Source organism: Anabaena sp. CCY 9910 (assembly GCF_963920875.1).
Classification (GTDB): Bacteria; Cyanobacteriota; Cyanobacteriia; order Cyanobacteriales; family Nostocaceae; genus Trichormus; species Trichormus variabilis.
Genome location: NZ_CAWUDJ010000043.1, coordinates 1 through 25,185, shown reverse-complemented (window position 1 = coordinate 25,185; position 25,185 = coordinate 1). Strand labels below are relative to the sequence as shown.

Annotated in this window: 14 protein-coding genes; 2 read left to right on the top strand and 12 right to left on the bottom strand. The window is 40.7% G+C overall.

The genetic code is table 11. The features are described from left to right. Positions 1-15 precede the first annotated feature (15 nt). The 3 genes from cysW to ACM5QX_RS23850 all read right to left on the bottom strand — a co-directional run bounded on the left by cysW (position 16) and on the right by ACM5QX_RS23850 (position 3,128). Entirely contained in the window at positions 16-891 is an 876-nt protein-coding gene (gene cysW / locus ACM5QX_RS23860; RefSeq protein WP_414755808.1) for a sulfate ABC transporter permease subunit CysW, read from the bottom strand. Continuing rightward, complete coding sequence (gene cysT, locus ACM5QX_RS23855; RefSeq protein WP_041456482.1) at positions 878-1,747, bottom strand: sulfate ABC transporter permease subunit CysT; 870 nt, start codon at positions 1,745-1,747, stop codon at positions 878-880. Before cysT ends, cysW begins: the two co-directional genes overlap by 14 nt. Before the next feature lie 235 nt (positions 1,748-1,982). Continuing rightward, positions 1,983-3,128 (bottom strand): sulfate ABC transporter substrate-binding protein, encoded by a 1,146-nt coding sequence (locus ACM5QX_RS23850; protein ID WP_011321376.1) that lies wholly within the window; start codon positions 3,126-3,128, stop codon positions 1,983-1,985. Between the two features lie 615 nt (positions 3,129-3,743). On the opposite strand from ACM5QX_RS23850, the gene ACM5QX_RS23845 reads away from it, so the two are divergent. Beyond that, a complete protein-coding gene (locus ACM5QX_RS23845; protein WP_414755831.1) occupies positions 3,744-4,817 on the top strand; it encodes a sulfate ABC transporter substrate-binding protein in 1,074 nt (357 codons plus the stop codon). A 152-nt stretch (positions 4,818-4,969) separates the two neighbouring features. Here ACM5QX_RS23845 and ACM5QX_RS23840 read toward each other — a convergent pair whose 3' ends face one another. The 8 genes from ACM5QX_RS23840 to ACM5QX_RS23805 form a co-directional block, all read right to left on the bottom strand. Beyond that, positions 4,970-10,396 (bottom strand): AAA family ATPase, encoded by a 5,427-nt coding sequence (locus ACM5QX_RS23840; RefSeq protein WP_414755807.1) that lies wholly within the window; start codon positions 10,394-10,396, stop codon positions 4,970-4,972. A gap of 335 nt (positions 10,397-10,731) precedes the next feature. Beyond that, positions 10,732-12,075 (bottom strand): FAD-binding protein, encoded by a 1,344-nt coding sequence (locus ACM5QX_RS23835; RefSeq protein WP_414755806.1) that lies wholly within the window; start codon positions 12,073-12,075, stop codon positions 10,732-10,734. A gap of 366 nt (positions 12,076-12,441) precedes the next feature. Beyond that, positions 12,442-13,176: a class I SAM-dependent methyltransferase gene (locus ACM5QX_RS23830; RefSeq protein ID WP_414755805.1), complete on the bottom strand. Its 735-nt coding sequence runs from the start codon at positions 13,174-13,176 to the stop codon at positions 12,442-12,444. 37 nt (positions 13,177-13,213) lie between these two features. Next, entirely contained in the window at positions 13,214-13,903 is a 690-nt protein-coding gene (locus ACM5QX_RS23825) for a hypothetical protein (RefSeq protein WP_011321381.1), read from the bottom strand. A gap of 231 nt (positions 13,904-14,134) precedes the next feature. After that, positions 14,135-14,914, bottom strand: a complete 780-nt coding sequence (locus tag ACM5QX_RS23820; protein WP_414755804.1) for a class II glutamine amidotransferase — start codon at positions 14,912-14,914, stop codon at positions 14,135-14,137. A 471-nt stretch (positions 14,915-15,385) separates the two neighbouring features. Further along, positions 15,386-16,900 (bottom strand): anthranilate synthase component I, encoded by a 1,515-nt coding sequence (gene trpE, locus ACM5QX_RS23815; protein ID WP_414755803.1) that lies wholly within the window; start codon positions 16,898-16,900, stop codon positions 15,386-15,388. Positions 16,901-17,047: 147 nt separating this feature from the next. Then, the gene (locus ACM5QX_RS23810) at positions 17,048-17,467 is read right to left on the bottom strand and encodes a photosystem I reaction center subunit II PsaD (RefSeq protein ID WP_011321384.1); all 420 of its coding nucleotides are present in this window, start codon (positions 17,465-17,467) and stop codon (positions 17,048-17,050) included. A gap of 137 nt (positions 17,468-17,604) precedes the next feature. Beyond that, positions 17,605-19,617, bottom strand: a complete 2,013-nt coding sequence (locus ACM5QX_RS23805; RefSeq protein ID WP_414755802.1) for a DICT sensory domain-containing protein — start codon at positions 19,615-19,617, stop codon at positions 17,605-17,607. Positions 19,618-20,659: 1,042 nt separating this feature from the next. Here ACM5QX_RS23805 and ACM5QX_RS23800 point away from each other — a divergent pair. Continuing rightward, positions 20,660-22,942, top strand: coding sequence for a glycogen debranching N-terminal domain-containing protein (locus ACM5QX_RS23800; protein WP_414755801.1), 2,283 nt, complete (start codon positions 20,660-20,662; stop codon positions 22,940-22,942). 106 nt (positions 22,943-23,048) lie between these two features. On the opposite strand, the gene ACM5QX_RS23795 is transcribed toward ACM5QX_RS23800, so the two are convergent. Then, positions 23,049-25,185, bottom strand: a 2,137-nt coding sequence (locus ACM5QX_RS23795; protein ID WP_414755800.1) for a Calx-beta domain-containing protein, incomplete at its 5' end; no start/stop codon positions are given.

Below are 25,185 nucleotides of genomic sequence, written 5' to 3'. Positions count from 1 at the left end.
ATTACCCATTCCCAATTAATCCACATCTTTAATGCGAGTTTTGCGTTCTACAATCTCTTTCAATACTAGGGTAACTACTGCTAGTAGTGCTAAAAGTACTGCCGCAGAAAAAGCTGCTTCTGTTTCATACTGTTTATAAGCATCCTCTACAAACAATGGCAAACTCTGGGTTTTATTGGCGATATTCCCTGAGACTACGGAGACTGCACCAAATTCACCCATTGCTCTAGCATTGGTCAAAATTACACCATATAGCAAGCCCCAGCGAATCCCCGGTAGGGTGACACGCCAAAATGTTTGCCACTCATTTGCACCTAAGGTTTTAGCGGCTTCTTCTTGGTCTTTGCCAAATTCCTCTAGAACAGGAATTACTTCACGGGCGACAAAAGGCATACTCACAAATGCTGTGGCTAAAACCATCCCTGGAAAGGCAAAGATAATTCTGATGTCATTGCCTTCAAGTAAAGGCCCAAACCAGCCATTGCGTCCATAAAGCAGCACCAGCATCAAGCCAGCAACTACGGGCGAAATAGAAAAAGGTAAGTCAATAATACTTAAGACTAAAGCACGTCCGGGGAATTTATGACGAGCGATCGCCCAAGCTGCACACAAACCAAATACTGTATTTAAAGGTACGGCAATTAATGCCAGCAATACAGTTAATCTGGCAGCGCTGAGAAAGTCGCTACGGGTGAGGTTTTCAAAAAATGGCCCTATGCCTTTGCTGAAGGCTTGGACAAAAACGTTAATTGCTGGGATATATTGAATTAGCGCTAAATAGGCGATCGCTACAAAAATTAAAATTGTGGGAACCCAACTCTTTTTTTGTGGTGGTTTAACTTTGCCTGTATTAGTCCCAGATGAGTGCTGTTTCGGCTCACTTATTGTCATATCTTCTTGACCACCCTTGTAACAGATTAATTCCTAATAGCATTACCAAAGAAATCGTCAGTAAGACTATACCAATCACTGTTGCACCAGAATAGTCGTACTGCTCTAACCTCTGAAAAATCAATACTGGTGCAATCAAATCTTGAAAGGGTGTGTTAGAAGCAATAATTACAGTCGAGCCATACTCACCAACAGCACGGGAAAAACCCAAAGCCACACCAGTTAAAATCGAGGGAAACAAAGGTGGTAGTATCACCTTCGAGAAAGTTTGCCACTGAGAAGCACCCAAAGACCAAGCTGCTTCTTCAACATCATGCTCCATCTCTTGCAGTACAGGTTGCACTGTTCTGACTATAAAAGGTAAGGAAATAAATACCATCGCTACCCAGACACCCAAACGGGTGAACGATACCTTAATCCCTAGTGGTGCTAACAAAGAACCAATCCAACCATTATCGCTGTAAACAGTTGCTAATGTTAAACCTGCTACTGCCGTTGGCAACGCAAAGGGTAAATCTACGGTAGCATCTACTATTCTTTTAAGCGGAAAGTCATAGCGTACCAACACCCACGCAATCAATGTACCAAATACACCGTTAAGCAAAGCGGCAAGTAACGAAGTCACAAAAGTAACATTATATGTTGCTAATGCAAGTTCACTAGTAGCTATTTCCCAAAACCTAGCAGGTGATTCTGTACTGGCTTTGAGGAACATAGCAATTATCGGGACAAATAACATCACCGTTAAATATCCAATAGTAATTCGCCATGTCCAAGGCAAATTCACCACTTTATGAATAAACACTTGCCAGTTAGAAGTTTTAATGTCTACTTTCGTAGTAGGAGATAAAGTCATAAACAATTCAAAATGAAAAAAACACAGAATATTTAGCTTGATGTGCTGGTAATTAGTAACTGGTAATTGGTAATTGCTCAAAAATTTTACCCATAGGATTACTATGTTTATTTTTGAGTTATGCGTTATATGATCATTGCCAAAAGTATCAGAGTGTTGGTGGGCGATGCCCACCCTACAAATACTTAAGTGTCTACAATCATCAAATTAGATTCCTCTATTACCCATTACCCATTTACCGCTTGTTTTTGGCTTGAATTTGGTCAAAAACACCACCATCAGCAAAGAATTTTTTGTCAATTGTTGCCCAGCCTCCTAAGTCTTGAACAGTACCTAGAGTATCTACTTTGGGAAACTTATCTGTTACTTCTTTCGTTTGAGCAACTTTCTCATCTACTGGTCGAAAACCTAATTTCACAAACTCTTCTTGTGCTTCTGGGGTATATAAGAATTTGACAAATCCTTCGGCTACTTCTCGATTACCATGCTTATCAACATTCTGATCTACGACAGCGATAGGATTATCAATAGAAATATTGACACTAGGAATTACATAATCCAACTTTTCACCTTTTTGCTGTGCCAAAATGACTTCATTTTCGTAATTAATTAGAGCGTCTCCTTGCCCTTGTTTGGCAAATGCGTCAGTTGCTTCTCGCGCATCCTTTGTTAAAATAGGCACGTTTCCATAAACCTTAGTCACAAACTCTGTTGCCTTAGCTTCATCTCCACCAGTTTTGATCACGGAGTTCCACAAAGCTAAGAAGTTCCAGCGAGCAATACCTGAGGTTTTAGGATCAGCAGTAATTACTTTAACATCGTCCTTAGCCAAATCTGCCCATGTTTTGATACCTTTGGGGTTGCCTGGACGGGTAATGATTGCTGCTACAGATTTGGAGACAATTCCATCATTAGGAAGTTCTTTTTCCCATCCTGGTTGAATTAACCCTGCTTTCTCAATTTTTTGCGTGTCTAAAGCCAGTGCTAAGTGGACAACATCTGCTTCTAAGCCGTCGATAACGGCACGGGTTTGAGAACCAGAACCGCCATAACTCTGTTTAAATGTGACAGTTTGGTTATGTTCTTGCTTCCATTTTTCTACAAATTTAGGAATAATTGCCTCATGTGCTGCCTTGGTAACAGCAAAGGATACTAGAGTTAATTCCACGTTTGGTTTGTTGGCTGCAACAGGACTAGCAACGGGGTTTGCTGTAGAAGTATTGTTTTCACTACCACCAGTGCAGGCGGCAAGCGCCACACTCAAAACAGCACCAACTAATACCAGTGACACAAAGCTTTTCAGGGAGTTAAATCTGAACCTATATGTCCTCTGCTCTGCTAGCAACCACAATTTTTTCAGGGGACGCTGCCACTCACTCATTTGGATCTCCTCCGTACAAATCTACAGTTAATTGGTAGGAATATTGTTATTACAGTCTAAGGTATTTAGGCAAGTAAAAAATAAAAAACTTCAGATTCTCTATCGAGAATATGGGGAATAGAGGAATTTTACCAGTTTGCTCAGCAATTAAAAACGCTATGGCTTTCGAGTGTCAAATAGCTATCACATTTAACTACTTTGTGTTCAAAGTAACCTGATACTAGATGCCTGATGATTGTATAAGGTCTATATTTCACCAGTGAATTTGTCTATTATTTTTGGCTAATATCCTTGTATGGCTTGGGTTATAGCTTATCTCTTCGTGATATGGCAATCATTACTTCATAGTTCAAAGATTCGTATATTCCGAATTTTTTTTCTTGACTTTACTTTTTTATAACATCGTTCTACGATAGATAAACCGTAAATTCTAAGTAAAAAAACGGGGCAATAAGTTGTATCTTCCAATACTCTTATTGCCCGAATTTCATATTGTCTTTGTCTGGAATTTGCATCAACTAATTGCGTTAGCCACTCAGTGAAACACATCCCATGACACCTAAAATTTTATCAAGACTTAACTCAATTGCCGAGGCGAAAAAGCAACTATTCATTATGTGGAAGCCGCCTCTGAGTCAACCTTCAGCCCTGGTACTAGCAGCAGGCTTGGGTTTAAGTGCTTTAATGCCCTTTAGCACGACAAATTCTCAAGTTGCATCTGCAAACCAAAAGACTCAACTGATTAGCCAAGGAGGCCAGAAAGTTGAAATCACGCTGGTTTCTTATGCAGTGACAAAGGCTGCTTACGAGAAAATTATTCCTCAGTTTGTCGCTAAATGGAAGCGAGAAAAAGGCCAGGATATAGTCATCAAGCAGAGTTACGGTGGTTCTGGCTCTCAAACCCGTGCTGTAATAGATGGTTTAGAAGCAGATGTTGTTGCTTTAGCGTTGGCGCTAGATACCAAAAAAATTGAACAAGCAGGGTTAATTAAGCCAGGTTGGGAGCAAGAAGCGCCTAATAATTCTATTGTGACTCGTTCAGTAGTAGCGCTAGAAACCAGAGAAGGAAATCCAAAAAATATTAAAACTTGGAATGATTTAGCTAAACCGGGAGTCAAGGTAATTACAGCCAACCCTAAAACTTCAGGTGGTGCGCGCTGGAACTTCTTGGCTTTGTGGGGTGCGATCGCTAAAAATAAGGGTAGTGAAGCTCAAGCTCTAGATTTTGTGACTAAAGTCTATAGAAATGTGCCTGTATTACCTAGAGATGCGCGAGAAGCCAGCGATGCCTTTTACAAGAAAGGTCAAGGGGATGTATTACTTAACTATGAAAACGAAGTTATCCTAGCTGCACAACAGGGGAAAACATCACCGTCCTATACTATTCCTCAAACCAACATTTCCATAGATGGCCCAGTTGCAGTTGTTGATAAGGTTGTCGATAAACGTGGTACTCGTGCAGTTTCTGAGGCTTTTGTGAAATTTCTTTTCACTCCAGAAGCCCAACGCGAGTTTTCCAAAGTTGGTTTTAGACCGGTTAACTCTGCTGTAGCTAAAGAAGTCGGGAAAAAATTCCCTAAAGTTGCCAATCTTTACAATGTTCAAAGTTTAGGCGGCTGGAACACTGTACAGAAAAAATTCTTCGATGACGGAGCTATCTTTGACAAAATTCAAAGTGGACGACGTTGAGAAAGCCGTTTGAACTACTTATAAGACAAAGCTGTTTATGATTGTCATTTCATAGACAGCTTTGTCTTTTGCTTAAGTAGAACAATGCAACAAAACCAAAGATAATTTCTAACATCGAGCTACTTATTTAAGTAGGGTACAGTATTTAAAAACTATTTTAAGGAGATTGGCAACTTGACTATAAAAGTCGTTCCATCTGTTAATGATGGCAGACACTCCAAACTTCCTTGATGTTTTTCTACAATCTGGTAACTTATTGATAAACCCAACCCTGTACCTTTACCTACTGGCTTAGTGGTAAAAAACGGGTCAAATATTTTGCTTATAATATTACCATCGATGCCAATCCCGTTATCCGTAACGCGAATAACTGCTTGTTGAGTATCATCTACAATTGAACTAATCCAAATTGTTGGACTAAAACTTATTTCTTGACCGTGATATAATTTACATTTATTTTTTCTTTCTAATAGGGCATCAATAGAGTTAGTCAGCAGGTGCAGGAAAACTTGATTTATTTGACTAGCATCACAGGTAATTTTAGGTAGGTCGCCGTATTCTTTGATAATTTGAATATCTGGTAGCCTTTGCTGCAAAATCATGAGGGTATTATCGATACCTTCATGAATATCAACTTCTTTAATTGCTGACTCATCTAATCGTGAGAAGTTGCGTAATGATATAACTATATCACGAATACGTTCTGCTCCGTTTTTCATCGAAGTGAGCAGCTTTGGCATATCGTCTTTAATAAAGTCTATATCATATTCATCCGCTATTTCCAGAATTGTTTCTTGAGAGTCTGGGTACTCTGCTTGATAAAAATCGATAATATCTAGTAAGGATTTACTATAATCTTTGATGTGAGTTACATTACCATAAATGAAATTGATAGGATTATTAATTTCATGAGCTACACCTGCTACCAATTGCCCTAGTGAAGACATTTTTTCATTATGAATTAATTGGGCTTGTGTACGTTGTAGCTCCCCCAGAATAGTTTGTAATTGATGATTTTTATCCTCTAGTTCTTGGGTTCGCTGTTGAACACGCGTTTCTAATGTTAAATATAAACGCGTATTTTCTAGAGAAATAGCGGCTTGTGCTGATAAAACTTGTAATACTTCTAGTCTATCTTCAGTAAAAGCATGACTAGTGAGATTATTCTCTAAATATAGAATTCCCGTCAGTTTCCCTTGGGAAATAATTGGTGATACAAGTATTGATTTTGGTCGATGATTGATAATATAAGGGTCTTTATTGAAATCTTCAGCATGAGTTACATCATCTAAAACTAAAGGTGCCTGAGTTCTTTTTACATAATTAATTACAGAGGCTGGTAATGCTTGACTATTGGTAATAGGTATGGCTTGTAATGTTTTAATAATTCCTTCATCCGTTAATGAGCCTTCAATAACTAATTTTTCATCTTTTTTAGCAATAAAAAATACCTTCTGCGCCCCTGCATTTTCCTTAGCTAAAAACATAAGTTTTTCTAGTAATTTTTCTAAAACTATTTCGCTACTTAGTGCTTGAGAGGCTTTAACCACTGTGGAAATATCTAGAGATAGATTCCTTGTGGAAGTTGTAGATCCTTTAGTAAGAGTAATGTGTGATTGGGTTAGCGTCCCTGTTCTCGTGAGTAAATTAGAATAACGTTTTTCTAAGTCTTTGGCTTTGGCGATCGCCCCCCAACTTATATAATTATAATGAGCTTCATCCATATAGCTTTTAGCTAGCTTCGTCCTACCCAATTGTGAGTAAAATATAGCAGCCAGTTCGTTGGCGATCGCCATCTCTTGGATATAACCCTGTTCTTGAGCAAGAGTAATAGCACGGTCATAATAATCCATAGCTTGGTAGTTTTTGCCCTGAATTTTACATATTTCCGCTTCGACTAAATAGAATTTATGTAAAAAATTCATGGGAGCGGATTCCGCCCATTTTCTCATCTTCTCCTGGTTATTTTGTACTTGTAAAAGTATATGTTGTTGACCAGATTCGGCTTCATTAGTATAAATTGCTAATTGTGTCAGCGAATCATAAAAGTAGAAGATAGGCACAACAAATTGTGCCGTAGCACCACTAATATTTTGCGCCGCTATACCTGCATGAATCCTGGCTTGCTCATGCTGACCAAATAGATAATTCAGAATGGTTTTATATAGGTGAAAATAGTAAATTCCTAAGTAGTCATTAACAATTTCATATTGTGTGAGAGATTCCTGTTCATTATAATTTTCACCAATTAAACAACAAGCATCTTGAGAATTATCCATCAAGTTTACAACAACTTGATAGAGCATATATTGATGACTTAATGGCTGTTCTTGTTTTGTTTGACGAATAGCACAATTGGCATTTTCTATTTTCTGCTTTAGATTACTTAATTCCTCACCTTGCCAATATAAAGAACAACACCCAAATTGGTAAAACCATGCTGTATATTCTAAATCTCCACCCTCAAGACTGTATTTCGCTCCCATTTTAGAAAAGTGTAGAGTTTCTCTAAGATGGGTTTTCCAATGAAAAATAAAGTTACTCACATAAAATAAAATCTTGCCCTTGATAAATGGGCTTAAATCTGCTGTTAAATCCAGTGCTACTTTGCCTAATTCATAACCTAATTCACTATCATTAATTACACCGCACAAAATCAGCGCATAAGCTGCATAAGCTATGGGAGAAGAAGCAGAGTTTCCATAAGTTAAAGATAATTTCACTCGTGACAAATTAATCAGCAGCATCAGCTTGGGAGAAGCTGAATAAGCAGCAGTGGAAATTGTATCTAAAATATCCATAGCAGCCAACGAGTTAACATCAGTCATCTCAGGTAGATGCAGCAGACTTTGAATGTTATTTCTAGGGATTAAGGAATTGGTTTCTAGTAGTACTTGATTAACAAAATCATCAGTCGGCTCTTCTGGAAAATTAATTCCTAGTTGATTCAGCAAATTTAAGCCAAGGCTCAAAGCTTCTTGCAACTGTTTTTGAGCTATAGCTGTCAGAATTTTTAGATTATAAACTTTGGTTTTCTCTTGTAAGTTATGAGCATTATTAATCACAACATTTGCCAAATCCTGCATTTTATCAAACTGTCCACAGAGATAAGCCGCTTCTGTTGCTTCTTGATATAGATTCAAGATAGTTTTGTAATTAGTTAACCATGATGATTCACCTATAAGTTTTATAGCCATCATGAAATAACTAAGAGCAGGTTCATAGGCTGTTGCTTGTTGTGATTTATGTCCGGCAATGAAATTTAATTCTATTAGCCTATTTTTTTCTGAATCATCAATAACAAGATCAACACTCTTATTCAACTGATTCACAATATCAAAAACATGGTTTTCTATATCTTTTTCTTGGATATTGTTAAGCAATAAGCGACCTATTTTAAGGTGAGTATATTTTTTTTGATTCTCAGGAATCAACGAATATGCAGCTTGTTGTACCCTATCATGTAAAAATTTATAGAGGATTTGTTTACTATCAAATAAAACATCATCTTGAGAGTCAAATAGTAGGGGTATACGATATGTCTCACTCAAAGGTAAAATAAGACCACATTGGAGAGCATCATCAAGCTCATTTGCAGTATCAAATACCGATTTTTCATTTACCAATGATAGGACATAAAGGTTAAAATTGTCGCCAATACAAGCTGCTAACTGTAATATTTTCTGTGTTTTTTCTGGCAATAATTGGATGCGGCTGCACACTAATTCAACTACGCTCTTATCAGAAAGACCAACGGTAACAATTTTCTCAATTTCCCACTGCCACTGCTGTATATTAAAATCGAATATAAGTAGTGATTCTTGATGTAATGCCTTGAGTAGCTGATTAATAAAAAAAGGATTCCCCGCAGTTTTGTTAAAAACAAGTGTAGCTAAAGGATAGCATCGGGTAGTATTATCATGTAAGGTATCTTGAACAAAATGAACTACATTAGCTAGATCCAACGGTTGTAGCTCAATATTGTTGATAATAATGCCAGATTTTTTAATTTCTTCAATAGTACTGATTAGAGGATGAAGTTTGTTAACTTCATTATCACGATACGCTCCAATTATTAGTAAATATTTAATCGTCTGATCACAAATCAAAGACTCCATTAAGTTTAATGTTGCTGAATCTGCCCATTGCAAATCATCTAAGAAGATCACTAATGGATGTCCACAACAGCAAAAAACTTGTATAAAACTTTGAAAAATCTGATTAAATCTATTCTGTGATTCATGAGGAGTTAGTTGAGATACTTCCGGTTGTTTACCAATAATTAATTCGACTTCTGGTATGACATCAATAATCACTTTTCCATTAATACCAACTGCTTGCAGTATATTGCTGCGCCACATTTCTAGTCTTTCTGTAGATTCTGTTAAGAGTTGGCGCATTAAGGAAGAAAAAGCTTGCACGAGGGATAAATAAGGTATATCTCGCTTGAACTGATCAAACTTACCGCTAATAAAATAGCCCTTAACTTGAGTGATGGGTTTATTAACTTCATTGATAACGGAAGTTTTACCAATACCGGAGTAACCGGATACTAATATTAACTCACTGTTACCACGGCTAACTCGTGCGAATGAAAGGAGTAGTTGTTCAACTTGGGTTTCTCGTCCGTATAACTTTTGGGGAATAATTAGCTGAGAGAAAACATCTAGACGACCTGGAGTAAAATCAGCGATCGCTCCTGTATGATTAAGTTGTTCTAAACATTGTTCTAAATCAACCAATAATCCTTGAGCAGAGTAGTATCTATCTTCTGCATTTTTAGCCATTAACTTGTGGACGATACCGACAACAGCATTGGGTACGTTTGCAGCTAGCTGCTGTATGGGTGTCGGTTCCTTGGCAATATGAGCGTGCACTAATTCCAAGGGTTCACTGCTGTTAAACGGTAATTGTCCCGTCAGCATTTCGTAAAGTGTAATTCCCAATGAATAGAAGTCGCTACGGTAATCTAGGTTACGGTTCATCCGTCCCGTTTGTTCTGGCGACATATAAGCTAGTGTTCCTTCTAGCTGGCTGGGGTTGATAAGTTGTGGCGTTTCCTTTTTTAAACGGGAAGCAATGCTAAAATCAGTGAGTTTAATAATTAAGTTAGGCAAGACTTCTGGCGTTTGTTGTAACCCGGTTCCTAAATTTTTAATGATGATATTGCCGGGTTTAATATCTTTATGAATTATTTTATTGTCGTGAATGTAGACTAAAGCACGGGTGATGGCGATGGCAACTTGAAGAGTCAGCTGCAAAGAAGGCTGATGGTTATAAAGATAATGTTTGAGGCTAATACCACCAAAATCTTCAAATACTATTACTAATCGTTTGTGATGAGTTTCCAAACTGATAACCTTGACAATATTTGGATGGTCAAGGTTAGCAGAGATAGAATATTCGTGTTTAAATCTGACAATTGCTTCTAGAGAAAAGTAATTGTCTATTAAGACTTTAAGAATCGTGGGAGTGTTACCATCCACTTTTGTAGCGCGGTAGATGTTAGTGTTGGCTCCAGAATGGGCAAGTTCTAAAATTCTGTAGCCAGATACTTGAATATTATGGGAAATTACCACGTTCTTCTTCCTAGACTCAAATTATTGTTATGGCTATCCTCAATGAGTTTTGAGAAATTAATCCTTGGCTAACGCTGTCCTTCTTAATTCTGACTAAGGAAGAGTTAAAGGGGAATAATCTCTAATTCTCAATAATGATTTAAGGCAATATACAACCTGATCTCAAACCTAATCCCCAACTTATTCCCTTATAGGTCTTGTGCCAACCCAGGAAAGGAAGCTATGAAAACAGATTTAAAAAATAAGTTGTACATCGCCTAATTTAGGATTGCTATATGTCTAGGATTCCCATTAATTTCAGTTACTAACAAAATTACAGCAGATTAAAAACTCTACTAGCCGAGAATATGACTTGGATCATACCGTTGTTTCATAGTCTCCCAAGTCTCATAACTGGTACCATAATGCTGTTGCCAATCAAAATCTGATTTACCAAGCCAACCGGAGAGATAGCGTTTTCCTCCTGCACTGAGAAGTAGTTGATTAACTTTTGCTAACACGTCAAAAGTTTTGGTATCTCCAACTGGAACAGCCATAGGGAGAATTGCAAAACAAAGGATATTCTTGGCTGGTGGCATCATAAATAAACTAGGTAGGTTATCAGATGCAACCATAATGGCTCTGTGTCCATCGCCCAAGCTTAGCGGTAACATATCCAGAATTTCTGGCAAGATTTCGGTCAAGGCTTCAGCACTAATGAAACATTCTATCCAAGGGTGAGCTTGATTCCACCCACCACTTGCCCGCATAACTTCAAAGCGGGGTTGGTAGCGAAAAACATGACTCACAGTTTCTTCATCTTCTGTATGGAAAAGCTGCCAGTAATTTAAGTTTTGTAATACATCACTTACAGATGGTGCTACCTCATCATACTCAATGCCAACTTGCAGTCCATAAAGCCAATGGGCAAAGAAACTTTTACCATTAGTAGTTTGACGAATACCTTTAGCCGAAGTCCAGCAGAATCCTTCTAAATGCTCTATTTGGTGATTTCTACTTAACAATACATGGTCATCCATCCAGGCTTTCAGAGAATCATAAAGTAGATGAAAAGTACGAATGTATTTTTTAGTTTTCCGTAGTGCTAATGTGGCGCTGGCAATAATACCGCATCCTCCTAAACCACCTAAAACTGCATGGTATAGTTCTGGTGCTTGTGTGCGGCTACATTGGATATGTTCACCATTCCCGGTGATGATATGCAAATCAATCACATTGGCAACGACGGGGCCATAAGTTTTGGAAGTGCTACCAATACCACCTGTGGAAAGTAGCCCTCCTACTGTTTGTTCCAAGTTGAGGGGGAGAACACAGGGAAGCATTCCGAATTTCATAGTTGTGGTAACTATATCTTGCCATGTTGCCCCAGCCTCAGTAGCGATCGCCTGCGTCACGGTATCTACTTTAGATACATGGTTTAGTCGCGTCAGGTCAAGGGTGAAAGCATCTTGAGCCACGGACTGTCCGCTTTGCGTATAACCTTTACCACGAGCTTTGAGTCGTGAATTCTGTTGTTTGGCAAATTCTATTGCTGAACTGATTTCCTCAATATTGTGAGGTTGGATAATGCCAAGAGTATTACCTTTAATCAGATTACCAAAGTCAGTAATAACGCTCGACACAAGACTCTGGTCTTGGATTACATTCACCCCTTGAGCATCGATTTTTTGTTCACTCATGGTAGTACCAATTAAAAATACCCTACGAAAAGCTAAAGCTACAAAATACCCTTCTGGTTATCCGCAGGATTACAAAATTAATAATCAAGACAGAACAAGCGCTTGGGTCTGTATATCTGTCGCATTCTTGTTTTAAATTGGTATAAGCTAATGCGCGTCCAAATTGCATAACTACTAATAAATAAGGGCTGTTAACATCTATATGTGCAAGCGCAGGCTAATCTAACAAGAATCAAATCGGATTTTTCTAGATTTATTAGAGAACACCAAAAAATAAATTATCCGGAATTGACGATTTAGTAGGGTGCGTCAGTACGATACATACTGACGCACCCTACATTTTGGATATTTTTATCTGGAAGTTCCTTAGCGGTGTTTAATTACTGCCCAAAATGCTGGTGGTGTTGCGTAGTTGCCATCAGGTAGTTTATGAATACTTTGGAATAAGCCTTCACCCTGACTGAGAATTTCAAAATCAGGAAAATATAATTCAATATCTTCTGCTGTGAAAATCCCTGGTCTAATGCCGTGTTCCATGACTAACAATAGTTCGTATGGTAATTGTCCATACTTTTCCAAGAGTGAGTTAAAGAAGTCAATACAGCCAGTACCTAATTCAATTAAATACATTGCTCCTTGTTTACCAAGAAGTGTGCGTAAAGATTGACCAAGTAACTCCCTTTTTTCTATGGGAATGTGGTGAAAACCTGTTCTCATATAAATATTGGCATCACCGATTTCCGAATGTATTTGTGCAGCTTGTTCGGGTACTAAACCATCAAGAAGGCGATATGAAATATTTGCAGCAGTGTTTTCCTTGGCTGCTATTTCCAGAGCAGACTTAGAAACATCCAATCCGATCACTCTGGGGAAAAATTGCGAGAGAAACTTAGTTTGTGTACCATTACCACAAGCAAAGTCAATGAGTGGTAGTTCGGGATTAAATAATAATTCAAACCGTGGTAAATCAACGACTACAGCTCTTTCTACATTGGCATCCCACAAAACCGGAGTCGAATTAACTAAAGTTTTGTTCCAATATTGTTCCCAAGCATCAGCAACGTTAATGTCAGGTTTTTTGATAGCACTAAGCTTTTCCATAAGGCCTCCTAGTTTTTTAATTTACTGTTGTTACGCTCTACGAAACAGCGACCATCAATGCTGCGGAGGGAGATAACGCAATGGCTAGGCCATCAAACATCAGATCAAAAGCTTCATATATACGATCAATCATCTTGAGATGATGTATTTTTTGCTCATGATTTAACTGTATATTTCCAATTAAATCCTGCATTCCTGTCTCGAAAATCTCATGTTCTTTTTCAACGCCAAGATGATGACTGGAAAAGTATTTAAGAGATGTGTCACAGTTATTTTCTTTAATAAAGTCTGCAACACATTCAAAAAAAACATGACCTGCCGATTCTAGTGCAAGTATTAAAGTTATTCTTTCATAGTCATTGTTAGCACGAAATACTTCTGACATGAGTAAAAACGTTGCATCACGCACAGGAGTATGGAATTGATTATAGAGAACCTGCAAATTTGGCTGTTCCGTATTTAACGCCTTTAGGTCATATAAAAACCATTTATCATGACCGATATCTTCCATGAGGTGTTTTCTAATAAATTGATAGTATTCCTCATCAGTAATGAATGATAGATTGATTCTCAATAAATCTTGAAATGACATTACCCAAAAGCCGACACTAGAAGCCATTCTGGCAAAATCTTCTAACTTAGAATCACCCAATTTTAAGTCCCGAAATAAACTGTGTTCGGCTAACAGTTTTTGTTTTGTTTCCAGATATTCTTGTATGGCTTTCATGGTTTTTTTATGATTACCTACTTGAATACAAGATAGCTTTCTTCATAATTAGCAATCATGGGTGCTAACACCGAGCTTTAAAAGAAAAAATATCTGAATTTTTTGGACAAAAATGCACTATTAAACTATCATGCACTCAGTAGTTACTTAAGTGATGATTACAGTATCTTCGTAAGATTTTTAACTCTGATTTAACGGTTTCTCAAAATCAATCTGTAATAGATGAGATGCTTAATTGAATATATGCCTTAGTGGCAAACCATCCTGAAAGACCAACAGTTCTCCTGGTTGAATTGGTGTCCAAACTTCGTTATCTGTAAGCGGCGTAGTGGCAATAACAGCAACGCGATCGCTTGGTGTTGTCAATTCATTAAAATCTACAGTCATATCCTGATCAATCAGGTGTGCAGCCGCAAAAGGTGCTTGACGTACTATGTAACTTAGGTTTGTTGAGCAATGGGTAAAGAAATGTTCTCCGTCAGATAGTAGATAGTTGAAAACACCGATTGCCGCTAATGTTTTTGTAACCTGTTGCAGTACAGGATACAGTCTTTCTAGGGAGGGTTTACCTTCGGGAAAACTTTGCCGCAGTGTTTCTAATATCAAGCAGAAGGCTTTCTCACTGTCAGTATGACCGACAGCTTGATAAAAACTTTGTATTGGTGGTTGAAAGTCAGGTAAATTACCGTTGTGAGCAAACACCCAATATCTTCCCCAGAGTTCTCGGCGGAAAGGATGGCAGTTTTCTAAGGCGACTTCACCTTGGGTTGCCTTGCGAATATGGGCGATGACATGGGTAGAGTGAATGGGATAGCATCGCACAAAATCTGCTATCGGAGAATCTATGGAGGGTTTAGCATCTAAAAATATTCGACATCCCTTTCCTTCAAAAAAAGCAATTCCCCAACCATCACTGTGATGATCTGTCTTTCCTCCCCGCGCGGAAAATCCTTCAAAGGAAAAACAGATATCTGTTGGCACATTGCAATTCATTCCCAGTAGTTGACACATTAATATTGCAGCTTCTGAATTTTTGACTCATGCCTGATACCAATTCAAAATTCAAAATTCAAAATTCAAAATTAAGAAACCTATATTTTGCGAAGGTTTCTAGGTTCGGATTTGTATCAGAATTTTAGTGAAATGGTATGAGAATCAAGATACTTCAGAATGCTGCCACAGTTTTGGTGCGATCGCTGCAATCTGAAAATTTTTAGATGTATAGCTGGGGATTGGGGATTGGGGACTGGGTGAAAAGTCTTTTTGTGTCTTGGTTGTATCATCTATTGATGTCCTAACACTACTGGCGACAGCTATAGCTGTTGACTGTTGGGAGGTAGCAAGGAAGAGGACAAGGGGCTGGGGAGAACCCCATAAATAAATTTAGGGGCTGGAAAAAATTGAGTAGGGTGGGCATTGCCCACCAAAACCATGAGCCGGTCACACTACGTATATTTAAGAACTCAAATACTAGGGCTGTATCTAGCGTAAGCAGCGAATTGCCAAAAGAAGTCCCCTAGCTTTATTTAAAGTTTCCTCATATTCTTTTTCTGGGTCAGAATCAGCCACCAAACCTGCACCAGCTTGTACCGTTACAGTGTGATCTTTGACTACCATTGTCCGAATAGCGATCGCACTATTTAATTGTCCTTCAAAATCGTAATAGCCATACACCCCAGAATACACACCCCGCCGACTGGGTTCTAACTCATTAATAATTTCCATCGCCCTAATTTTTGGTGCGCCGCTAACTGTGCCGGCGGGAAAACAGGCTTTTAATAAATCCCAGGCGTTTTTATTTGCGGCTAATTTCCCTACAACATTACTCACAATGTGCATTACATGAGAGTAGCGTTCCACCACCATTAATTCATCAACTTTTACAGTCCCACTGGCACAAACACGCCCTAAATCATTGCGTCCTAAATCCACCAGCATGACGTGTTCCGCGATTTCTTTGGGGTCTTGGAGTAAATCGGCGGCTAATTCTGCATCTTCTTTGGTTGTCTTACCCCGTGGACGAGTCCCGGCAATGGGGCGAACTGTGGCTACGGCTTCACCATCTCCATCCAGTTCCGCTTTCACCATCACTTCGGGGCTGGAACCGATGATTTGCCAGTCTTGGAAGTTAAAGTACGCCATGTAGGGCGAGGGATTGATCTGACGCAGGGAACGGTAGAGAGAGAAGGGATCGCCGGTGTATTGGGTGGAAAGGCGTTGAGAAATGACTACTTGAAAGATATCACCCGCTTTGATGTACTCTTTGGCCTTTTGGACGCTGGCGCAAAATTCTGGTCGAGTGAAGTTGCTGGTATATTCTTGTGTTTCCCCCACGTTTTGGCTGCCTGGGGGTGTCCATTCTAATATGGTTTTTTGTGGCGATACGGGCAAAGATAGTTTGCTCACCATTTGGGTGACGCGATCGCACGCTTGCTGATACGCTGCTTTTAAATCTACATTTGGATCACGTAAATCAGCATAGGCGATCGCCCATATTTTTCGCTTTACCTGGTCAAATATTAACAAATGGTCTACCTGCATCCACAATCCATCAGGAATGTTGCGCTCATCTTGGGGATGCACTGGTACACGCGGTTCAATCCAACGAATTAATTCATAACCCCAAAAACCAAACAAACCGCCAATTCCTGGTGGTAGTTGGGGTAACTTGACTGGTTTATATGGTGCTAGACAATCGGCTAAAGCTGTAAATGGATCACCTGTAAATACGACCTGAGAAGCATCACGGTTTGTCTGAGTGGTTGTCTCACCCCTAGCTTCCAAAATCCATAAAGGATCACACCCCAGTAAACTATAACGCCCAATCTTTTCCCCACCTTCTACCGATTCCAGCAAAAAGCTATAAGGCTCTCCAGCGCAAACTTTGTACCAAGCGGAAACAGGTGTATCTAGGTCTGCCACCCATTCCTGATACACCGGCACAAAATTACCTTGCAAAGCTAGCTGAGAAAAGTCGGAGAAATTGGGGAAAATCATCGGCAAGTAGGGGATTGGGGATTGGGGATTGGGTACCAGGGATTGGGGATTGGGGATTGGATATCAGGTATTAGAGAAGTTTCTCTCCCCTGTACTCTGCACCCTGCACCCTGCTTTCCCTAGTCTCCAGTCCCCAGTCCCTAGTTTTTAAGCGTCGTAGGTAGCTTTACCAGAGAACTTCACTTGTGAAGGATTGGGATTTTCCCCAATGCTGCGGGCGTTGAAACGGACTTTCTCACGACCTGGGTTGACTTTTTCTGGGAATACACCATCAGCTGGGTGGATGAAAGTGGTTTCGCCGCTTGGTAAAATCCGGTAAATTTTGTAATTGGTGATCTTGAATTTCCGGAGTTGACCGCCTAGCGCGATACCATATTCCTTCCGAGCGATATACAGGAGGTTTTCACCTTCGTGCATAGTAGCTGCACCACCTGTGGGCAGTTCAAAAACTTGCGCCTTGGGGCTAGTCCAGGTGATAGCATACTTTTCTTCTTCTACTGCTTTTGTGAGCAAGCCGCCGGTGCTGCCAGCAAATAGGGGGGTTTTACCAGAAAGTGTTTCTGCCATAAGGTATTCTCTCAACGTTTTTAGGGCATCGTAACACCGCCATCACCATCATATTGCGATCGCGTTATAGTCTGTAACAGTTTTTAGTCATTGGTCAATGGTCAATAGTCAATAGTCAATAGTCCAAAAGCTAATGACTACCGACTTTTAACTTTTGACCAATTTTCTTCTTGACTATTTTGGGCGATGGGGATAGTGAAATGAAATTGGCTACCTTGGTCTTTACCTGTGGAGGCTGCCCAAATTGCGCCACCCCAACCGTTGACGATTTGGCGGCAAATTGCTAAACCTAGCCCTGTACCGCCTGCTGTGCGGCGTAATGCCCCTTCTTCTTGGTAGAAACGGTCAAAAACTATTTCTAAGCGATTTGGCTCGATACCGCGTCCTGTATCGGCTACTGTGACTTCTACCATTTGACTACCATTGTGAGTGGCACTAATCTTGATCTCCCCTTGTGCGGGTGTGAATTTACAAGCGTTGTCTACAAGTTTTGCCAACACTTCTACTAGCCAATCACCGTCTGCTCTTACCAAGGGTAAGTTTCCGTCTATTTGGGTTTTAATCGCTGGTGGTTTCTCTACTCCAGGACGGATGCGGAGACGACTAAGGGCTAAATCGATACACTCTTGCAGGGTTAAGGATTCTGGATGCCATTCCACTCGACCGCTTTCTAAGTTAGAGAGAGTCAAGAAATCCTGCACTAGTTTTCGCATCCGTTCTGAGTCCGACAACGCAGTATTCAGCATTACCTGTTGCAATTCCACGGGCATATCTGGTTCGGTAGCCAAACTTTCTAAGCACACCTGAATTGTGGATAAAGGTGTGCGGAGTTCATGCCCAGTAATAGCTATCAAGTTGCTGCGGGTACGGTCTAGGGCTTCTAGTTGTTGGTTGAGTTCTTCTAGGTTGGCGTAAGCTTCTGCTTGAATTAAGGCGGCTCCAATTTGGGTGGCGATCGCTTCTACTAAATCCAATTCTCCTGGCTGCCATTGGTGGGGCGGAAGGGCGCAATAATGCAGTTCTACAATACCTAATAATCTCCCTTGAAATACGACTGGTTCGATTAACCAAGAACGAATCGCCAATTTTTTGGCAATTAAGGACAATGTGGGGGAATTTGTGATCCGGAAGTCATTTAAGGTATCGGTGACACAAACACCTTCGCCATGATCTACCACCTCTTTAAACAGGGAATTGTTTTTTAATTCCCAGGTTTGACCACTAATGGAGACCGTACCAGGAGTTAAAAATTCATGTTCGATCACAGCTTGGGCATCACTGGCTTGGGCGCGATAAATTAGACAACGACTAGCTCCTAAATGTTGTCCTAATTCTTGGGCGGCGATTTGTAATACTTGGTGGGGATCAAGCGATCGCCGAATTGCTGTACTAATCGAGTTGACTAAACGTTCTTTTCGTGCTTGAGCCGCAATTGAACGGTAAGCTTTATGTAACTTGTACTGACTAGCTTGCAGGTAAGTCACTAAGCGCTGCACAAAGGGATCAGTATCAATATCACAAGCATATTCAGTCAGAACACTAGTAGCGTTGGAGTAAATTTTCTTTTCGCCAATGCCAAATCGCTGGCAAGCTTTTGTCACTTTTTTTGCTAAGTCTGGTCGATAAACCAAAATCCTATCTAATAGCAGTTGGGCAGCTTTAATACTTACTCCCCTTTCAGATGTCCAAATACCTTCAAAGCGTCGCCCTGCATCCATATCTAGGCCAGGACTAAACTCAGGTATTTGCTGATTTTTGGCGATCGAACCCAGGCTTTCCCTACAGACCAAGCAAGTAGCATAATTGTCAGCTACTACGACCAAATGCCACTCTTGACTCAAAGCATCATCAGGCTCAAATGCTACCTTTTCGTAGTATTCCGAGCTATTGGCAAAATCAGTTTCCGGTGCAGATAGAACGTATATTTGATTACTACGTTGTGCCAATCGCTGATAGCGATGAGCTTCTTGGCGATAGAATCTCTCTCTTTGAAAGCTAGCAATCACTAAAGGCTGGTCTAAAGTCGCAGCCAACACCTGATCTTCCATCGCGTGGGAAAGGGCCGTCAATGAAGCTTTGAAATATAGCTGAGGCCGCAGGTAAGGTAGGGACTGTAGCAGATCACTCAGCACGGAAGTTGAAATGCTCATGAATATCTTTAAAGAAGCCCAATCTGAACTAGATCCACGTCACAGCTGCATTGTACAAATTACAACGGACTCTCAAGTAAACGAAAGTGTTGCGATTTGTAAATTAATGTTAAATCATACTTCTATCAAGGCATTTGCAACACTTTGCTGATTCCTGATAAGAGTGCTGAAAACTTTGTGTACACATTAAAGAACATAGAATCACTAATAGACTATTGACAGCAATGAATTTTGTGTCCAAACCTTGGCTGATCTAGGGTATAGACAGATCATAGCTAGTTTAGTCATCATTCCAGTTTTGTTTATGCAGTTATTTACATCGTAATTTTCCCTAAATTAGGCTACTAAGCCCAATATACATTCTCGAACAGCTCTCCTATTACACTGTTGGCAAGTTTCTTGGCTCAAAACCCCAACTCCAAAAATTACTAGGCATCCTCAGCCTTACATAAAATAATGTTGTATCGTAGTTGAATATTCGCTACTCTGCTAGCTTTTTTTGTTTGATTTAGGGATAAGTCAAGTAAAAACTCTGATTTTTCAGGCTTGACTTAAGATGCAAACAATATAAATTTATAAAGATTTGTAATGTGGTTTGAGGTCTGATTATCCACCAGCATGATGTAAAGATCAAGATAATTTGGCTCCAATGCCTCGCCAGAGTTTTCTAGATAGAACTTACCGGAAGAGGCAGGGGTGAAGGGAGCAGGGAGCAGGGGGAGCAAACCTTTCCCCTCTGCGTGGAGCGGAGCGGAACATGAAGAGAAGTCTGAGCGCCGGCTTCCGGCGCTCAGAACTTCGGGGTACAAGCCCTGCCCTTCTAGGGCGCTTGACCGGGGCGGAGTACAAGCTCCGTCTCGGTTTCCCCCCTTTCTCCCAGCAAAGCTGCCCCTTTTCCTCTTGTTGACAACTCCCACACTTACCACCCCTGATATTTTCACAAGGCTAGGAGTCTATTGGCTTAATTCTCACTCAAGCATATTCTCCCGACTAACGCTGATACGATCGCCAAAATTTAGACCTGTACACGGAATTTTTGCTAATGACACCGGATACTCTGACTAACCCGGATAAAATCTTCTTGGATGGCAAAACTTTTATCCCCGCCGATCAATTACCGATTCCTGAATGGCCTTGTGTGGTCAGCGAAAGACCACAACCAACGCTGACGGTTAAGGATGATGATTTATTTTTAGTTACAGACACAATTGGGAATATTTCTGGTTGTTCTCTGAATGATGGCAACCCCAGTATGGGTTTATTTTGCTGTGACACACGATTTCTCAACCGATTAGAGTTACAAATTGATGGGCGATCGCCTGTACTTCTCAGTAGTACTGCGGAAAAAGGTTTTGCTTTGTCGGTTTTGTGTACTAATCCCAGAATCGACGAACGCATGAAGGCTGATAGCGTCAGCATTCGCCGGGAGTTGGTACTGAATGGCGCTTTATTTGAAGAAATCGAAGTAGCTAACTACAGCACAACGACTGTTGCTTTTGAACTCAGTATCAGTTTTGATGCTGATTTTGTCGATTTATTTGAAGTCCGGGGTTATGACAGAGACAAACGGGGTAAGCTTTTACGCCTAGTAGAACCAATCTCTGAGGATGGAGTAGCTGATGGTGACGGTGTTGTACAAACCCAGCATTTTGCCCACAAAGAACAGTCTTTAACCTTAGCCTATCAAGGCCTAGATGGTTCGGTGATGGAATCTCGTATCCAATTCCAGCATCGCCAACCAGACGATTTTAAAGGTTACACAGCAATTTGGCGCTTAGAGTTGCCCTCTCACTCTACCCAAAAGCTGGGCTATCGGCTGAATTTGTTCACCAATAACAACTCTAGTTCTAGGGTGAGTGCGGCTGTAACTTTAGTACAAGCCAAAGCATCCGAGATGATGGAAGAACAAAACTGGGTACAGAAAATTACTAATATTCGTGCCGATAAAAGTATCTTCAATTTGGTAATTGAACGCGCTGAACAGGATATGTATTTGTTACGTCAATCCTTTGACAAATACAAAACTGTTTCCGCCGGTGTACCTTGGTTTTCGGCATTGTTTGGGCGAGATTCCTTGATTACAGCTTCCCAAACCTTGATGCTTAACCCCGAAATTGCCAAAGAAACCTTGATGTTGCTGGCTGCTTATCAAGGTAAACATGAAGATGAATGGCGGGAAGAAGAACCGGGGAAAATTCTGCACGAGTTACGTTTGGGAGAAATGGCCCGATGTCAGGAAATTCCCCATACGCCATACTACGGTACAGTTGATGCCACGCCCCTATGGTTGATGTTGTATTCTGAGTACTATTCTTGGACACATGACCGAGAAACATTAGAGCAACTATGGCCTCATGCCCTAGCTGCAATGGAATGGATTGACCGCAATATGCAGCCAACCGGTTATCTCACCTACCACCGCAAATCTAAACGCGGTTTAGATAACCAAGGATGGAAAGATTCTGGTGATTGTATTGTAGACCGTAAAGGCGATTTAGCTAACGGTTCCATAGCCTTGAGTGAGGTACAAGCTTACGTTTACGCTGCTAAAACCCGACTGGCGGAAATCGCTAGGATGAAGAAGCGCCTAGACTTATTTGAACGCTGGCAAGAAGAAGCCAGAAGCTTAAAGGAGCGTTTTAACCAAGATTTTTGGATCGAAGACCAAGATTTCTGCGCCTTGGCTTTAGATGGTGCAGGTAAGCAGATAGACAGTATTACATCTAATCCTGGTCACTGCCTACTTTTGGGAATTTTCACACCAGAGAGAGCCTACAGTGTAGCAGAACGTTTACGCGCCCCAGATATGTTTAATGGTTGGGGGATTCGCACTTTAAGTAGTTTGTCCCCAGCTTACAATCCAATGGGCTATCACATTGGTTCGGTATGGCCTCATGATAATTCTTTGATTGCTATGGGATTGCGATCGCTTGGTTTAATTGATCAAGCCTTAGAAATCTTCCAAGGTTTGTTGGATATGACGAGTCAACAACCTTACCTGCGTCCCCCAGAATTATTTTGCGGTTATGAGCGTAATGGCGATCGCTCTCCTGTACAATATCCTGTTGCTTGTACACCCCAAGCCTGGGCTACTGGGAGCATTTTTCAATTAATTCACATGATTGTCAATCTCGTACCCGACGCACCCAACAACTGCTTACGCATTATCGATCCTGCTTTACCAGAGTCAATTAGTAAGTTGTCATTGCACAATTTACAAGTCGGTACTACAGTCTTGGATCTAGAATTTGAGCGTTCCGGTGGTACAACAGCCTGTCGAGTCGCTAGAAAACGCGGCAATCTACGGGTAGTAATTGAGGCTTAAAACCCTGATTTCTCAAAAATCAAGACTGTGGAGACGTTGCACGCAACGTCTCTACATCGTTTATTGGTGCAATTTCATAGAGAATTGGTATAAATCTAATTACTGATCAAGCAACGATCGCCAAATCAGCCGCAGTTAAACTAGGTAAATTGATCAAATTAACCAACTCCGCACCAGTACCAAACCCATCAGCACTGCCATTTTGGTTATAGTACAGACTACCACTACTGATGCTGTAAACGAGGAATGCTGTACTGGTTGCGGCTAAATCATCATCCTCGACAGTAGTAAAATCAGATACTTGACTCAATCCATCACCGACAACGCTACTTAAAGCCGTAAATGTCCTTTTACTCAAAACCAGCTTATCGCTTCCAGAAGTAAAGTCAGTCAGGATATCTATACCAAAATCGTTACTAGTAAAAGCTCGCCCACTACTATATAAAAAGCGATCGCTCTCAGTTCCACCTGTCAAGATATCATTGCCAGACCCGCCAATCAAAGTATCTGCGCCGCCTCTACCTGTTAAGATATCACTGCCATTGCCACCAGTCAGAGTATTATTGAGGCTATTGCCAATGAGGCGATCGCTGCCATTACCACCAATGACATTTTCAACCACATTATTAGCAGATAAAGTCAACTTTAAGTTACTGTTGATGGTCTGAGTGGCGGTAGTACCTAAATTTACGCGGACAGCATTACTTGTACCACTAAAATTGATCGTATCATTGCCGCCCGTGGTAATCTCTTGAATGCGATCGCTACCTAATGGTGTGGAAGCATTGAAATTGTAGGTATCATCCCCATTACCACCAGTAAGAATATTATTCCCACTATTCCCCGTCAATGTATTATTACCACTGTTACCAGTAGCGTTAATATTGCTACTGCCAAGTACAGTTAAATTCTCAATCCCCTCCGCTAAGGTTGTGGTGACACTAGCTTGCAAAGTGTCAGTGATCGTGACAGTTCCAGAAGCTTTTTGTATAGTTGCATTGGTAGGGCTAGAAAGATTAACTCTGAAGGTTTCGTTGGCTTCATTGAGACTATCATTCAGAATCGGAATTGTAATTGTCGCAGTGGTAGTATTGGCAGCAAAAGTTAAAGTACCACTGCGGCTGGTATAGTCTGTATTGGCGGTAGCAGTACCAGCTACTGTAGTATAGTTAACGCTGACTGGTTGACTAGAAGCACTGCTGAGGGTAACAGTTAAGACTGCTTGGCTGGTTTGCCCTTCAACAATGGTGATATCGTTGATTGAAAGAGTGGGAAGAGTGGCTGTGTCATCATTGAGTATAGTTGCTAACGCCTGATTATCAGTGATTGTGGCGTTAGTAGCGTTGCTGAGATTAACGAAGAAGGTTTCGTTGGCTTCAACTGTTGTATCACCAGTTACAGCAACAGTGAAGGTTTTACTCGTATCCCCTGGATTGAAAGTTAATGTACCTGTTGTAGATGTGTAGTCACTTCCGGCTGTCGCTGTACCATTAGCTGTCCCATAATTAACTGTAATTGTCTTTTCACTAACAGCCGATAGAGTGACAGTGAATGTGGTGTTACTTGTACCGCTATTGCCTTCATTCCGGCTCACATCAGCAATAGCAATTGTAGGATTAGCATCATCATCGGTGATAGTTCCCAATCCTTGGTTATCAGCAATAGTAGCGCCAAGGGGATTGCTGAGGTTGACAAAAAATGTCTGATTCGGTTCGGCTATAGTATCGCCTCTCACCGCAACAGTGATAGTTTTGTTGGTTTCCTCTGGGTTGAAAGTTAAGATACCTGTGGTTGAGGTGTAATCATTACCTGCTGTCGCTGCGCCGTTAGCTGTAGCATAGTTAACTGTAACAGCAGAAGTACTGGCGGCGGAGAGAGTGACGGTAAAAGTGGCGTTGGTTGTCCCTGTGTTGCCTTCAGTAACGGTGACATTGTTGATGGTGAGAGTTGGTAGGGTAGCAGATTGTACCTCAAATGCCCCAATGTCTACTGTACCACCGCTTACTCGTGCCAAGCCTCTTTGGTCGAAGGGGGTGGGTTCTGTTGTATCTCCATCGCCATCTAAGTCTTGTGTATCAGCAACAATCAAGTTGTTATTACCAGCGTTGATGCCTGGACTCCCAGCAAGTAGAGCGTGTGTAAGTGTGAGTCCACCGTTGTTTTGCAAAGAGCCGAGTCTAGGGTTAGGGTTCAAGGGGCGACAAACGCCTCTAAACTTAGCCAGATAAAGGTTTGAGAGGCAC